This window comes from Rathayibacter sp. VKM Ac-2754 (assembly GCF_009807095.1).
Lineage (GTDB): Bacteria > Actinomycetota > Actinomycetes > Actinomycetales > Microbacteriaceae > Rathayibacter.
The window spans coordinates 342,357-355,396 of sequence record NZ_WUCC01000001.1; the positions used below are offsets into that span (position 1 = coordinate 342,357).

The window sequence follows — 13,040 nt, forward strand, 5'->3', positions numbered from 1 at the left end:
TGATCGCCGACTAGACGACGTCCGCCAGGTACCCCACTTCGGCCGCCGGGTGCCGGGCGACCTGCGCCCACGCGGCGGCGAGCGCCTCGACCGCGCGGTCGGTCGTCTCGGGCGAGTAGCCGATCGGGATGCGGAGGAAGCGCTCGAAGGCTCCGTCGATCCCGAACCGCGGACCCGCCGTGATCAGCAGGCCAGAGGTGCGGGCGGCGAGCGCCAGCTGCGAGCTGGCGGGGCGGCCGAGGCCGACCCAGGTCGAGAGGCCGCCAGAGACCCGCGGGACGCTCCACTCCGGGATCGCGCGCGAGAGCGCCTCCTCGAGGTGGTCGCGGCCGGCGCGGAGCTGGGCGCGGCGCAGCTCGAGCACGCCGTCCATCCGCCCGAGCATGTCGGCGACCAGCAGCTGCTCGAGGACGGGGCTGCCGAGATCCCCCGCACTGCGCGCAGCGACGAGCTTGCGGATGACGCTGCGCTCGGCGCGGATCCAGCCGATGCGGATGCCGCCCCAGAGGGTCTTGCCCACCGAGCCGATCGAGAGGACCGTGCCCTCCGGCCCGTAGGCCGCGAAGGGCAGCGGAGTCATCCGCCGGTCGATGTCGAGCTCGGCCGTCGTCTCGTCGGCGATGATCAGCGTGCCCTGGCGCGCCGCCGCGGCGATCGCGCGCTCGCGCAGCTCCGGAGCCATCGAGCGGCCCGTCGGGTTGTGGAAGTCGGGCATCAGGTAGGCGAGCGAGGGGCTGGTGCCGCGGAGCGCGGCGATCAGGCCCTCGCCGTCCCAGCCGTCGGCGCCGTCGACGTTGACCGGCACGAGCCGGGCACCCGCGAGACGCAGCGCCTCGTAGGCGTGCGGGTAGGTTGGCGCCTCGATCAGGGCGCGGTCGCCGCGGGCGAGCAGGGTCCGGGCGACGAGGGCGATGGCGTGCTGGGCGCCGATCGTCACCATGATCTGGCCGGGCTCGGTGCGGAGCCCCCGCTGCGTGTAGCGGTCGGCGATCGCGCGACGGAGGATCGGCAGGCCGACGGTGTCGTAGGAGCCGGCGTCGAAGTGCTCCGCCATCCGATCGGCCGCGCGGCCGTAGGCCTCGGCGAGCTCGGGAACGGCGGGGAGCGCCGCCTTGGTGAAGTCGAGGAAGTCGGGCGCGAGCGAGGGCACCGCGTGGACGGCCGCCCCCGGGAGGCGGGTCACACTGCCGGAGCCGCGGACGCTGACCAGGTAGCCGCTCTCGCGGAGCTCCCGGTAGGCGGCCGCCACCGTGGTGCGGCTGACGCCGAGCCGGGTCGACAGCTCGCGCTCGGCGGGCAGCCGGCTGTCGGTCGGGATCCGCCCGTCGATGCTCAGGAGGCGGATGCGGTCGGCGAGCGCGAGGTACGCGGGTCGCGTGCCGCGCTGCTCGCGCCAGTCGCCGAGGAGGGTCTGCAGGGCGCGCACGCCGAAGTGGACATCAGCCATGCGTCCAAGGTAGCCGGATTGGACCGCGCGGGGAAGGCCAATCGTGGGGTGGGATGGGGCCATGACCGCCAGCACCGCCCCGACGCTCGTCGCCGCCCCTCCCCTGAGCCAGTGGCGCTGGCGACCCGTCCCGCGGCTGCTGATCGGGCTGATGCTCTACGGGTTCGCCGACGCGATGATGATCCGCGCCGGAATCGGAGTGGACCCGTGGACCGTCTTCTCGCAGGGCCTCTCACGCCAGACCGGACTGGGGATCGGACTGCTCACCAACGTGATCGGCCTGCTCGTGCTGCTGCTGTGGATCCCTCTCCGGCAGCGGCCGGGGCTCGGCACGGTGCTCAACGTGCTGGTCGTCGGGACGATGATCGACGTCGGGATCGCCGTGCTCCCCGCGCCGGAGCTGTGGTGGGGCCGCGCGCTGATGTTCGCCGGCGGACTGCTGCTGCTCGCGATCGCCAGCGGCATCTACATCGGCGCGCGCCTCGGGCCCGGCCCGCGCGACGGTCTGATGACCGGGCTGCACGCGCGCACCGGGCTGCCGATCTGGATCGCGCGCTCGGGCGTCGAGGTCACCGTGCTGCTCACCGGCTGGGCACTCGGCGGCGACGTCGGCCTCGGCACGCTGCTCTTCGCGGCCCTGATCGGCCCGCTCTGCTCGGTCACCCTGCCGCTGTTCGGGGTGCGGCGGCACTGAGTGACCGCGGACGCCCCGGCCAGACCGCCGATCGACCGAGCCTGCAAGCCCGCGTCCCCCCGCTGCTGATCGAGTAGCCCGCGCAGCGGGCGTATCGAGATCCACGTCCGTCAGAAGCGCAGGGCTCAGGCCTGATCTGCTGACGCTGGTGGGTCTCGATACGCCGCCTGCGGCGGCTACTCGACCAGCATGGGGGGGGGGACGCGGGCGCAGCCGGCTCCTCCCGCTGACGCCCACACGCACGAAGGCCCCGCCGGGGAGTTCCGGCGGGGCCTTCGTCGTGCGTGTCGGCTAGCGCTTGGCCGCCAGCTCGGCGCGGGTGCGGCCGGCCTCGTCCGAGTCCTGGATCGAGGCGATGCCCTCGGTGATCGAGGTGCCGGAGGCGGGCGCACCGTGCCCGTCGGAGCCGTGGTCGTCGGCGCCGAGGGTGGCCTCGTCGAACGGCAGGCGGCCGCCGAGCACCTCGCGGACCTGCACCATGTCGATCTGCTTGGTCCAGGTGCCGACCAGCAGGGTGGCGACCGCGTTGCCGGTGAAGTTGGTGACGGCGCGCGCCTCCGACATGAACCGGTCGATGCCGACGATGACGCCGACTCCGTTGACGAGGTCGGGGCGGAAGGACTGCAGGCCGCCCGCGAGGGTGGCGAGGCCGGCTCCGGTGACGCCGGCGGCGCCCTTGGACGCGATCATCATGAAGAGGAGGAGGCCGATCTGCTCCGGGATCGACATCGGCGCACCGGTGGCGGAGGCGATGAAGAGCGAGGCCATCGTCAGGTAGATCGCGGTGCCGTCGAGGTTGAACGAGTAGCCGGTCGGGACGGTGATGCCGACGACGGGCTTGGAGACGCCGAGGTGCTCCATCTTGGCGATCAGGCGGGGCAGAGCCGCCTCGGAGGAGGAGGTGCCGACGATCAGGAGGTACTCGCGGGCCAGGTACTTCATCAGCGAGAAGATGCTGACGCCGGTGACCAGGCGCAGCAGCAGGCCGAGGATGACGACCACGAAGATCGCGCAGGTGAGGTAGAAGCCGATCATCAGCGTGGCGAGGGCGACGACCGCGCCCCAGCCGGTCTTGCCGACGACCGCCGCGATCGCACCGAAGGCGCCGATCGGGGCGACCCAGAGCACCATCGAGAGGATGCGGAAGACGAGCACCTGCAGCTGCTTGATCGCTCCGAGGATCGGCTGGCCCTTGGGGCCCATCTTCTGCAGGGCGAAGCCGACCAGGAGGGCGACGAAGAGGGTCTGCAGGATGCTGCCGTCGACCAGCGAGGAGAAGAGCGAGACGGGGATGATGCCGAGGATGAACTCGGACGTCGTCTCGGCCTTCAGGTCGCTCGTGTCGTACTGGGCGTTGGAGATGTCGAGGCCCTCGCCCGGGTGCAGCAGGTTGCCGACGACGAGGCCGATCGCGAGCGCGAAGGTCGACATCACGATGAAGTAGCCGAGCGCGAGCCCGCCGACCTTGCCGACCGTGGCGGCCTTCGCGATCGATCCGATGCCGATCACGATCGTGCAGAAGATGATCGGCGCGATCATCATCTTGATCAGGCCGACGAAGGCCTTGCCGACGGGCTCGAGCGTCGCGGCGAAGGCGGGGGCGACGAGCCCGACGACGACGCCCGCGACCACGGCGATGATGACCGCGATGTAGAGCCAGTGATTGCGGTCGATCCGCCTGCGGGTCTTCGCGGGGGTGACCGCGGGACTGAGCCGATCGGTGCGGGGCCTGGGGCTGCCGGGCGTCTTCGCCATGAGCGTGTCCTGTCTCTTCGTCGAGTCGGCGGAGCGGGGGCTCCGGCACAGGACGATGCTGGACCCGCCGCGGTCGGGGTCGGAGGTTGCGTTCATACTGTTCACGGACGAGGAGGTTCGCGATGGTCAGGCCGGTCGCCGCGCGCGGTCCCCGCGGGAGCATCGCCGCGCGGCTGTTCGTGATCCAGCTCCTCTGCATCCTGCTGGTCGGCGCCGCCGCCGTAGTTGTGCTCGCGATCGACGCCCGCGGCCGCTCGGGCGAGGAGGCGGCCCAGCGGAGTCTGGTGGTGGCCCGCACCGTCGCCGACAACCCGTTCGTGCTCGAGGCGACCGAGGAGGCGGATCCGTCGGCATCGCTCCAGCCGTACGCCGAGGAGATCATGGCCGACACCGGCGTCGACTTCCTCACGATCATGGATCCCGACCGCACCCGCCTCACGCATCGCGACCGCGACCAGATCGGCCTCCCCTTCCTCGGCACGATCGCGCCCGCGCTCGAGGGGCGCACGTTCACCGAGACCTACACGGGAACGCTCGGCCCGTCGGTGCGCGCGGTCGCGCCGATCCTCGATGCCGACGGGACCGTCGTGGCGCTGGTCTCGGCGGGCGTGACGCTCTCGGCGGTCGACGCCTCCTTCGTCTCGCGCGTGCAGGTCGTGGCCTGGGGCGTGCTCGGCGCGGTCGCGCTCGGCGGCGTCGGCTCGTGGCTGCTCGCCCGGTACCTCCGCCGGGTCACGGGCGGGCGCGGGCCGGAGCAGATGAGCCAGGTCTTCGCGTACTACGAGTCGGTGCTGCACTCGGTCCGCGAGGGGCTGCTGCTGGTCGACGATCGCGGGCGGCTCGTGCTCGCCAACGACCACGCGCTCGAGCTGCTCGGGCTCGAGGGCGTCCAGACGCCGATCCCGGTCGCCGATCTCGACATCCCCGAGGCGCTGCGCGAGCTGCTGCAGGCCGACGAGCCGATCGCCGACCGCCTGGTCGTCGCGCACGAGCGCATCCTCGTCGTCAACGAGCGGCCGGCCGCCTCGCCGGGCGCCCGGCCGCTCGGCACGGTCACGACCCTCCGCGACCGCACGGAGCTGCAGCGGGTCAGCGGCGAGCTGGAGTCGATGCGCACCCTCTCGGATGCGCTGCGCTCGCAGACCCACGAGTTCTCGAACCGCCTGCACACGATCGCGTCGCTGATCGAGCTCGGCCGCCCCCAGGAGGCGCTCGCCTTCGCGGCCGGCGAGCTCAACCTGAGTCAGCGGCTCGCCGACCGGGTGCTGAGCTCGGTGCAGGAGCCGGTGATCGCCGCGCTGCTGCTCGGCAAGGCGGCGCAGGCCCGCGAGCGCGGCGTCGAGCTGCACCTCGAGACGCACCTCGAGCCCGGCACCCAGGGCTTCGAGCCGGGCGACCTGGTGACCGTGCTCGGCAATCTGATCGACAACGCGCTCGACGCGGCCGCCTCCTCCGCGCTCGACCGCGAACCGTGGGTCGAGGTCTACCTGGGTCTCGGCGACGGCGGGGACCTGGTGCTGCAGGTCTCGGACAGCGGCCCCGGAGTCGAGGAGGCCGCCGACGTGTTCGCCCGCGGCTACTCGACGAAGGAGTCGGACGCGTTCGGCCGCGGGATCGGCCTGGCCCTCGTGCAGCAGGTGGTCGAGCGGCTCGGCGGGAGCATCGAGGTGTCGCGGCACGTCGGTGCGGTGTTCACGGTGCAGCTGCCGCTGCGCGAGGGAGCGACGCGATGAGCATCCGCGTGCTGGTGGTGGAGGACGAGCCGCTGACCGCGAGCGCGCACGCCGACTACGTGCGCCGGGTCGACGGGTTCGAGGTCGCCGCGGTGGCCGGCAGCGGGGCGGAGGCGATCCGCGCGCTGCGGGCGGACCCGGCGATCGCGCTGATCCTCCTCGACATGAACCTGCCCGACATGGGCGGGCTCGACCTCTGCCGGGCGGTCCGCACGGCGGGGCTCGACGTCGACGTGATCGCGATCACGGCCGTGCGCGACGCGGCCGTGGTGCGCGCCTCCGTCTCGGCCGGGATCGTGCAGTACCTGATCAAGCCGTTCGTCTTCAGCGTCTTCGCGGCGAAGCTCGCGAGCTACCGCTCCTATCGGGAACGCATGCACGGCGCGGACGTCGCGAGCCAGCTCGAGGTCGACGGTGCGTTCGCGGCGCTGCGGACCTCGAACGCGCCGGGCCTGGCGAAGGGGCTCTCGGCCGAGACCCTCGAGGCGGTCACCGGACTGCTCGGGCCCGTCGGCCTCTCGGCGGGCGAGCTCGCGACCCGCCTCGACATCTCGCGGGTGACGGCCCGGCGCTACCTCGAGCACCTCGCCGACACCGGAGTCGCCGAGCGCGCCCCGCGCTACGGCTCCCCCGGGCGCCCGGAGCTGGAGTACCGGCGGCGCTAGCTCAGGCCGCGGCTGCGCCGAGCGCCGCGGCGATCTCCTCCTCGATCAGGTCGTAATTGATCGCGGCGGCGACGCGCAGGCCGTCGGCGGCCGAGGCCATCACCTGCGCCATCGGCTCGACGACGGAGCCGGCGGCGAAGACGCGGGGCACTCCGGTGCGGCCCATCGGGTCGACGGCGAGGTGGCGGGCGGCTCCGGACGGGTGGTCGACGAGCTCGAGGCCGAGACCCTCGGGCAGGACGGCCTCGACGCGCGGGCCGACGACGAGCGCGTCGAGGGGGTGCAGGCGGCCGTCGATCAGGACGCCGACGAGGCGGTCGTCCTCGACGACGACCTGCTCGACGACGCCGGGGACGAGCTCGATGCCCCGTGCAGCGAGGGCCTCGGCCTCCTCCGCCGAGGGCACGCACACGCCGTTCGACAGGATCGAGGTGCGGTCGCTCAGCTGCCGGAACATCTGCGCCTGGTGGCCCGAGAAGGAGCTGCCGAGCACGCCGATCCGCTGCCCGCGGACCTCGAAGCCGTGGCAGTAGGGGCAGTGCAGCGCGTCGCGTCCCCAGCGCTCGGCGAGGCCGGGGATCGCGGGCAGGTGGTCGCGGACGCCGGTCGCGAGCAGGAGGCGGCGGGCGCGCAGCACGGTGCCGTCCTCGAGGGTGGCGGAGACGCCGGCGCCGGAGGCGGAGGCGCTGATCACGCGGCCGGTCACGACCCGGGCGCCGTAGCCCTCGGCCTCGAGGCGGCCGAGGCGGGCCAGCTCGACGGGCGGGGTGCCGTCGCGGGTCAGCACGTTGTGGGCGCCGGGAGAGGGCGCGTTGCGGGGCGCGCCGCCGTCGACGACGACCACGTCGCGCAGGCTCCGGCCGAGCGCGGTGGCGGCGGCGAGGCCGGCGAACGAGGCGCCGATGGTGAGGACGTCGGAGGGGGTGCTGGTGTCGGTCATGACTCGAGAGTGCGCGAGACGGCATCCGAGGGCGAGGATCCGTGCCGTAATGGCATGACCACGCCCCGAGCGTGGGAGGCTCGCAGCATGGATCCCGCGCACTCCCCCTCCGACGACGAGATCGTGGCGGCCGTCGGTGCGCGGCTGCGGCGCCTCCGCACCCGGCGCGACCGCACCCTGGCGTCGCTCGCCGCCGAGACGGGGATCTCGGCGAGCACGCTCTCGCGCCTCGAGAGCGGCGGGCGACGCGCGACGCTCGAGCTGCTCCTGCCGATCGCGCGGGCCCTCGGCGCCCCGCTCGACGAACTGGTCGGGGCGGCTCCCGAGGATCCCCGGGTGCACGGCCGGCCCTTCACACGGCACGGGATGGTGATCCAGCCGCTCAGCAGGGACGCCGGCGCGCTGCAGGCCTTCAAGACCACGATCCCCGCGGGTCCGGTGCCCGCGCCCGAGCAGCAGCGGACCCACGAGGGCTTCGAGTGGCTCTACGTGATCAGCGGGCGGCTGCGTCTGAGGCTGGGCGAGCACGATCTGGTGCTGCCGCCGGGCGAGGCCGCCGAGTTCGACACCCGGGTGCCGCACTGGTTCGGGCGGGCCGACGAGAGGGCCGTCGAGTTCCTCAGCCTGTTCGGCCGCCAGGGCGAGCGGATGCACGTGCGCGCGTCGACCGCGCGCTGAGCGCCTCCGCCCGCAGTTGCTCAGGCCTCGCCGAGCACCTCGCGGACGAAGCCGGTGGTCTTCGCGCGCAGCGTCGCGATCCGCTCGGCCTTCGCCGCCTCGACGTCGAACCCGACGTAGGCGACCGACGGGCGGGTGCGGACGTTGACCGAGCACTCGAAGTTCGCGCAGATCAGCGTGCCGAGGGTGTCGCCGGCCCGGCCGGCCGGTCCGGCCTTCTTCGCACCGAAGAACACGACGTCGTTGGGCAGGCGGATGTCGCGGCACCACGAGCACTGCGCCCTCGAGCGCGGGTTCGCGTCGGCCTGCCGGAGGACGACGCCGACGAGCCGCTCCTCGAGCGGAACGACGACGTAGGCACGGCGGCCGATCTTTCGGTCGCGCCAGCCGAGGTGGTCGATCGCCTCCCAGTCGAGAGTGTCGAAGCCGGTGGGCAGCGAGAGGTCCGAGACCTCCTTGCGGGAGGCGTTCACGAAGGAGTCGCGAATGGTCTGGTCGGTCAGGGGGAGCATGGGAGCACCGTTCGATGGGGCCCGACGACGCGGGCGGATCCGGAAGTGTGAAGGCGCGACGGAAGAGACCGACCCCGGGGGCCGGGTTCCGAAGGCGCCGCTGCCCGGTCGTCCGAGGACGGACCGGGAGCGGCTGCTACCTGACGACGGCGGTGCGACCGCCGACGACCTCCTGGATGCTCATTCCTCCAGAGTACGCGTTCAGCCCAGGTGGGCGACGGCCTCCTGGGGAGCCTGCGCGAGGAACTCCTCCTTCTTGATGCGGATCATCGAGAACGCGATGACGGAGGCCAGCACCAGGCCGACCGCGGCCGCGACGAACACCGCGGAGTAGCCGTCGACGAACTCGACGGGCGAGCCCTGCTCCCCCGCGACTCCGGCGTAGATCGTGGTGAAGATCGAGAGGCCGATCGAGCCGCCGATCTGCATCGCGGCGTTCGCGGTCGCTCCGGCGGCGCCGGCGTCGTGCGCGGCGACTCCGGTCAGTGCCACGTTCTGCACGGGCACGAAGATCATGGCCATGCCGACGCCGAGCAGGATCAGCGCGGGGAGGACCTGGACGAGGTAGGAGCCGTCGGGGGTGATGCGGCTGAGGTAGACGAGGCCGGCGGCGGCGATCAGCGGGCCGACGATCATCAGGACGCGGGGGCCGACGCTCGGGAGCAGCTTCGTGGCGATCCCGGCGACGATCATGATCGTGACGGTCATCGGGAGGTTGGCGAGGCCGGCCTCGAGCGGTGCGAGACCCAGCACCAGCTGCAGGTGCAGCGTGAGGTAGAGGGTCGAGCCGATCATGACGCTGCCGACGATCGCCTGGATGAGGAACGCGCCTCCGCGGACCCGGTCGGCGACGATGCGCAGCGGCAGCAGGGGGTGGTCGGAGCGCGCCTGGATGCGGACGAAGACCGCGAGCAGCACGACGCCGGCGACGAGGAAGCCGAGGGTGTCGATGCGCAGCCAGCCCTGCTCGGCGAGGGTGAAGCCGTAGACGACGCTGGCGAGACCGAGCGCGACGGTGATCGTGCCGGCGATGTCGAAGCGGTTGCGGCCCTCGGCGCGGCTCTCGGTCACGAGCAGCGCACCGGCGACGACGCCGACGATCACGACGGGGACGTTGACCAGGAGGCACCAGCGCCAGTCGGCGAACTCGGTGAGCAGGCCGCCGAGGACGAGGCCGACCGCGGCGCCGGCTCCGGCGACCGAGCCGAACACGGCGAACGCGGTGTTGCGCTCGCGTCCGCCGGGGAAGGACACGGTCAGGAGGGCCAGGGCGGCGGGGGCGAGGAGCGCGGCGAACGCGCCCTGGAGGCCGCGCGCGGCGATGAGCTCGGTGCCGGAGGAGGCGACGCCGCCCCAGGCGCTCGCGGCGCCGAAGCCGATCATGCCGATGAGGTAGGTGCGCTTGCGCCCGGTGTAGTCGGCGATGCGGCCGCCGAGGAGCAGGAGGGCGCCGAAGGCGAGCGCGTACGCGGTGACGACCCACTGGCGCTCGACGTCGGTGAGACCGAGGTCGGCCTGCGCGGCGGGCAGGGCGATCGTGACGATGGTGCCGTCGAGGACGACGACGAGCTGGGTCATCGCGAGGATCACGAGGACCCACCAGCGGCGGGAGGAGGAGGGCGCGGGCATTGCAGAGCCTTTCGAAGCGGAGGGAGCGGGACCGGCGGGTCCGGATCCGAGCCGCATCGTTGAGACTGAACCACCCCAACTGGTTGGTTGGGCGTTGACGAGTGTACTGTTCGAGCGCCCGGAGGTGTAAGCGTGGATCAGACGAACATCGAGAAGACATCCGCGCGCGAGCGGATCCTGCACGCCGCGACCGCCGAGTTCGCGGCGCACGGGTTCGCGGGGGCGCGGGTCGACCGGGTCGCCGCCTCCGCCGGCCTCAACAAGGAGCGGCTCTACGCCTACTACGGCGGCAAGCGCGGACTGTTCGTCTCGACAGTGGTCGAGGCGCTGAAGGCGCTGGACGACACCCTGCTCGCCGAGGCGGCCGATCTGCCCGACCTCGCCGGGCGGATGTTCGACCACGTCTGGGAGCACCCGGAGTTCCTCCGCCTGCTCACCTGGGCACGCCTCGAGGGCTCCGGCTTCTGGGAGGAGGCGGGCGAGCGCCTGGGCGGCATCCCCGCCCCCGAGGCGCGGGTTCTCGAGTGGCAGCGCTCCGGAGTCGTGGACGCGAGCTGGGCGCCCGACGACCTGTTCATCGCGCTGCTCGGCCTGTGCGAGATCTGGCACCTGACGCCGTTCGCCGAGCGCGGCGGCGAGGGCACCCGCGACCGGCGGCGCGCCTTCGTGGTGCACGTCGCGGCGGTGCTGGGGGCGCCGGCCTGACGGTTCAGGCCGAGGTCAGCCGCTCGAGGTAGCCGGCGAACGCCCGCAGGTCGGCCTCGGGCCACGAGCTGAGCGCCTCCTGCATCCGGCGGCGCTGCAGGCCGCCGAGGTCCGCCATCCGGGCGCGGCCCTCCGCCGTCAGGGCGAGGAAGCGGGCACGCCCGTCGGCGGGATCGGCCGTCATCTCGACCAGACCCAGCCGGCCGAGCTGCCGGGCCTGGCGGCTGATGGCGCTGCGGTCGACGCCGAGCTGGAGGGCCGCGGCGCTGGAGTGGACGGGCCCGCAGCGCTCGAGCATCCGGAGGAGCCGGAGCCCGAACGGCGGCAGCGACGGGTCGATCGCCGCCGCCGCGTCGCGGACCGCGGCACGCACCTGGACGGCGAGCGCGGTGATCTGCTCCTCGACCTCGAGCAGAGCGCTCGCCGGGGCCGGCGCGGTCGACGGCATCAGCGTCGCTCGACCACGTCGATCGAGCCGGTCGGTCGGACGGGTGCCGCGTGACGGGCGTGCCCGACGGGAGCGGCGTGCCGACCCTCTGAGCGCACGCCCTCCGAGCGCACGGCCTCCGGGTGCACGGCCTCGTCGGTCGCCACGGCCTGGCCGACGGGGCGCAGTCCCGCCTGCCCGTCGGAGGCGCCGATCAGGGCGTCCTCCGCGGCCTCGACGGTGCGCGCGGGCTCCGCCTTCAGCTGCACGGCGTTCTTGGTGCCGAGGTCGACGTTCGGCAGCAGGGCCACCGCGATCAGCGTGACGATCGCCAGCGGGATGCTGAACAGGAAGACATCGCCGACGCCGATGCCGTAGGCGCCCTCGACCACGATGCGCACGGCGTCGGGCAGGGTGGAGACCTGCGGGATGGTGCCGCTGCCGAGCGCCTGCGCGGCCGCGGCCTGGTCGGCCGGGGCGAGTCCCGCGATGCCGCTGGCGGTGCGATCGGCGATGACGGTGCCGAGGATCGAGCCGAGGACCGAGACGCCGATGGTTCCGCCCAGGCTGCGGAAGAAGGTGACCGCGCTGGTCGCGACTCCGAGGTTCTCGACCTCGATCGAGTTCTGCACCACGAGCACCAGGTTCTGCATGAGCATGCCCAGGCCGGCGCCGAGGACCGCCATCGAGATGCCGACGTACACGAAGCTCGTGTCGTAGCGCAGCTGGCTCAGGAGGGCCGTGCCGATGATCGAGAAGGAGGCGCCGGTGATCATGATCGCCTTCCACTTGCCGGTGCGCGAGATGATGCCGCCGAAGATCGTCGAGGCGATCAGCAGGCCCGCCATCAGCGGGATCGTCAGCAGGCCCGACTGCGTGGGCGTCGCACCGCGCGAGAGCTGCATGTACTGCGCGAGGAACACGGCGGTGCCGAAGAGCGAGACGCCGACCGAGATGCTCGCGACGACGGCGAGGCTGAAGGTGCGGTTCTTGAACATGCCCATCGGGATGATCGGCTCGGCGACGGTGAGCTCGGTGATGACGGCCGCGACGAGCAGGACGACGGATCCGCCGACCATGACCGCGGTCTCCCACGAGGCCCACTCGAAGTTCTTGCCGGCGAGCGACACCCAGATCAGCAGCAGCGAGACGCCGCCGGCGATGAGCACGGCGCCGAGGTAGTCGATCCTCACCGTGCGCTTGGGGTGCGCGGGGAGTCGGAGGGTCACCTGCAGCAGGATGATCGCCACGATCGCGACGGGGAGCGCGATGAAGAAGTTCCAGCGCCAGCCGAACGCGTCGGTGACGACGCCGCCGAGGAGCGGGCCGCCGACCGTGCCGATCGCCATCACTCCGCCGAAGAGGCCGGCGTACTTGCCGCGCTCACGGGGGCTGATGATGTCGGCCATGATGATCTGGCTCAGCGCCGCGAGTCCGCCGGCGCCGAGGCCCTGGAAGACGCGGAACACGATGAGCATGTTCGTGTCCTGCGAGAAGCCGGCGGCCGCGGATCCGATCACGAAGATCGCGAGGGCGAGCTGGATGAGCAGCTTGCGGTTGAAGAGGTCGGCGAACTTGCCCCAGAGCGGAGTCGAGACCGTGGTCGCGAGCAGCGTCGCGGTGACGACCCAGGTGTAGGCGTTCTGGTCGCCCTTCAGGTCCGAGATGATCAGCGGCAGCGAGGTCGACACGACCGTGCCCGCGAGGATCGAGACGAACATGCCGAGCAGCAGTCCGCTGAGGGATTCGAGCACCTGGCGGTGCGACATGGACCCGTCGGGGCCGGCGGGGGTGCGCTCCACTGTGGCGGCGCGTTCTGGGCGGGACATTCTGCTCCTCGTGACGATGCGGTCTG

At 72.6% G+C, this 13,040-nt stretch carries 12 protein-coding genes; 5 read left to right on the forward strand and 7 right to left on the reverse strand.

What is annotated here, in order from left to right; genetic code table 11:
• Positions 1-10 precede the first annotated feature (10 nt).
• On the reverse strand, positions 11-1,447 hold the full coding sequence (gene yczR, locus GRS92_RS01710; RefSeq protein ID WP_159852690.1) for a MocR-like transcription factor YczR: 1,437 nt from the start codon (positions 1,445-1,447) through the stop codon (positions 11-13).
• Between the two features lie 151 nt (positions 1,448-1,598).
• Here yczR and yczE point away from each other — a divergent pair, with 151 nt between their 5' ends.
• Positions 1,599-2,141, forward strand: a complete 543-nt coding sequence (gene yczE / locus GRS92_RS01715) for a membrane protein YczE (RefSeq protein ID WP_159853258.1) — start codon at positions 1,599-1,601, stop codon at positions 2,139-2,141.
• Positions 2,142-2,432: 291 nt separating this feature from the next.
• On the opposite strand, the gene GRS92_RS01720 is transcribed toward yczE, so the two are convergent.
• Entirely contained in the window at positions 2,433-3,896 is a 1,464-nt protein-coding gene (locus GRS92_RS01720) for a cation:dicarboxylate symporter family transporter (RefSeq protein WP_159852692.1), read from the reverse strand.
• Positions 3,897-4,018: 122 nt separating this feature from the next.
• Between GRS92_RS01720 and GRS92_RS01725 the strand changes: the two genes are divergently transcribed.
• Positions 4,019-5,629: a sensor histidine kinase gene (locus GRS92_RS01725; RefSeq protein WP_159852694.1), complete on the forward strand. Its 1,611-nt coding sequence runs from the start codon at positions 4,019-4,021 to the stop codon at positions 5,627-5,629.
• Positions 5,626-6,294, forward strand: coding sequence for a response regulator (locus GRS92_RS01730; RefSeq protein ID WP_159852696.1), 669 nt, complete (start codon positions 5,626-5,628; stop codon positions 6,292-6,294). The genes GRS92_RS01725 and GRS92_RS01730 overlap by 4 nt, the downstream gene beginning before the upstream one ends.
• A gap of 1 nt (position 6,295) precedes the next feature.
• Here GRS92_RS01730 and GRS92_RS01735 read toward each other — a convergent pair whose 3' ends face one another.
• Positions 6,296-7,234 carry an NAD(P)/FAD-dependent oxidoreductase gene (locus GRS92_RS01735; RefSeq protein ID WP_159852698.1) on the reverse strand — a complete coding sequence of 313 codons (939 nt, stop codon included), beginning with the start codon at positions 7,232-7,234 and terminating at the stop codon, positions 6,296-6,298.
• A gap of 54 nt (positions 7,235-7,288) precedes the next feature.
• On the opposite strand from GRS92_RS01735, the gene GRS92_RS01740 reads away from it, so the two are divergent.
• The gene (locus GRS92_RS01740; protein ID WP_235021761.1) at positions 7,289-7,912 is read left to right on the forward strand and encodes a helix-turn-helix domain-containing protein; all 624 of its coding nucleotides are present in this window, start codon (positions 7,289-7,291) and stop codon (positions 7,910-7,912) included.
• Positions 7,913-7,932: 20 nt separating this feature from the next.
• On the opposite strand, the gene GRS92_RS01745 is transcribed toward GRS92_RS01740, so the two are convergent.
• Positions 7,933-8,424, reverse strand: a complete 492-nt coding sequence (locus tag GRS92_RS01745; RefSeq protein WP_159852700.1) for an FBP domain-containing protein — start codon at positions 8,422-8,424, stop codon at positions 7,933-7,935.
• Between the two features lie 201 nt (positions 8,425-8,625).
• Positions 8,626-10,053 (reverse strand): MFS transporter, encoded by a 1,428-nt coding sequence (locus tag GRS92_RS01750; protein WP_159852702.1) that lies wholly within the window; start codon positions 10,051-10,053, stop codon positions 8,626-8,628.
• A 132-nt stretch (positions 10,054-10,185) separates the two neighbouring features.
• Here GRS92_RS01750 and GRS92_RS01755 point away from each other — a divergent pair, with 132 nt between their 5' ends.
• Positions 10,186-10,758 (forward strand): TetR family transcriptional regulator, encoded by a 573-nt coding sequence (locus tag GRS92_RS01755; protein ID WP_159852704.1) that lies wholly within the window; start codon positions 10,186-10,188, stop codon positions 10,756-10,758.
• A gap of 4 nt (positions 10,759-10,762) precedes the next feature.
• Here the strand turns inward: GRS92_RS01755 and GRS92_RS01760 are convergent, their stop codons facing one another.
• Together GRS92_RS01760 and GRS92_RS01765 are read right to left on the reverse strand one after the other, a co-directional pair.
• Positions 10,763-11,206: a MarR family winged helix-turn-helix transcriptional regulator gene (locus tag GRS92_RS01760; RefSeq protein WP_159852706.1), complete on the reverse strand. Its 444-nt coding sequence runs from the start codon at positions 11,204-11,206 to the stop codon at positions 10,763-10,765.
• Positions 11,206-13,014, reverse strand: a complete 1,809-nt coding sequence (locus GRS92_RS01765) for an MDR family MFS transporter (protein ID WP_442966215.1) — start codon at positions 13,012-13,014, stop codon at positions 11,206-11,208. Before GRS92_RS01765 ends, GRS92_RS01760 begins: the two co-directional genes overlap by 1 nt.
• Positions 13,015-13,040 lie beyond the last annotated feature (26 nt).

Bases quoted from the DNA above. Each gene is read 5' to 3' on its own strand.
- yczR (WP_159852690.1), bottom strand. From the start codon at position 1,447: ATGGCTGATGTCCACTTCGGCGTGCGCGCCCTGCAGACCCTCCTCGGC.
- yczE (WP_159853258.1), top strand. From the start codon at position 1,599: ATGCTCTACGGGTTCGCCGACGCGATGATGATCCGCGCCGGAATCGGA.
- GRS92_RS01720 (WP_159852692.1), bottom strand. From the start codon at position 3,896: ATGGCGAAGACGCCCGGCAGCCCCAGGCCCCGCACCGATCGGCTCAGT.
- GRS92_RS01725 (WP_159852694.1), top strand. From the start codon at position 4,019: ATGGTCAGGCCGGTCGCCGCGCGCGGTCCCCGCGGGAGCATCGCCGCG.
- GRS92_RS01730 (WP_159852696.1), top strand. From the start codon at position 5,626: ATGAGCATCCGCGTGCTGGTGGTGGAGGACGAGCCGCTGACCGCGAGC.
- GRS92_RS01735 (WP_159852698.1), bottom strand. From the start codon at position 7,234: ATGACCGACACCAGCACCCCCTCCGACGTCCTCACCATCGGCGCCTCG.
- GRS92_RS01740 (WP_235021761.1), top strand. From the start codon at position 7,289: ATGACCACGCCCCGAGCGTGGGAGGCTCGCAGCATGGATCCCGCGCAC.
- GRS92_RS01745 (WP_159852700.1), bottom strand. From the start codon at position 8,424: ATGCTCCCCCTGACCGACCAGACCATTCGCGACTCCTTCGTGAACGCC.
- GRS92_RS01750 (WP_159852702.1), bottom strand. From the start codon at position 10,053: ATGCCCGCGCCCTCCTCCTCCCGCCGCTGGTGGGTCCTCGTGATCCTC.
- GRS92_RS01760 (WP_159852706.1), bottom strand. From the start codon at position 11,206: ATGCCGTCGACCGCGCCGGCCCCGGCGAGCGCTCTGCTCGAGGTCGAG.
- GRS92_RS01765 (WP_442966215.1), bottom strand. From the start codon at position 13,014: ATGTCCCGCCCAGAACGCGCCGCCACAGTGGAGCGCACCCCCGCCGGC.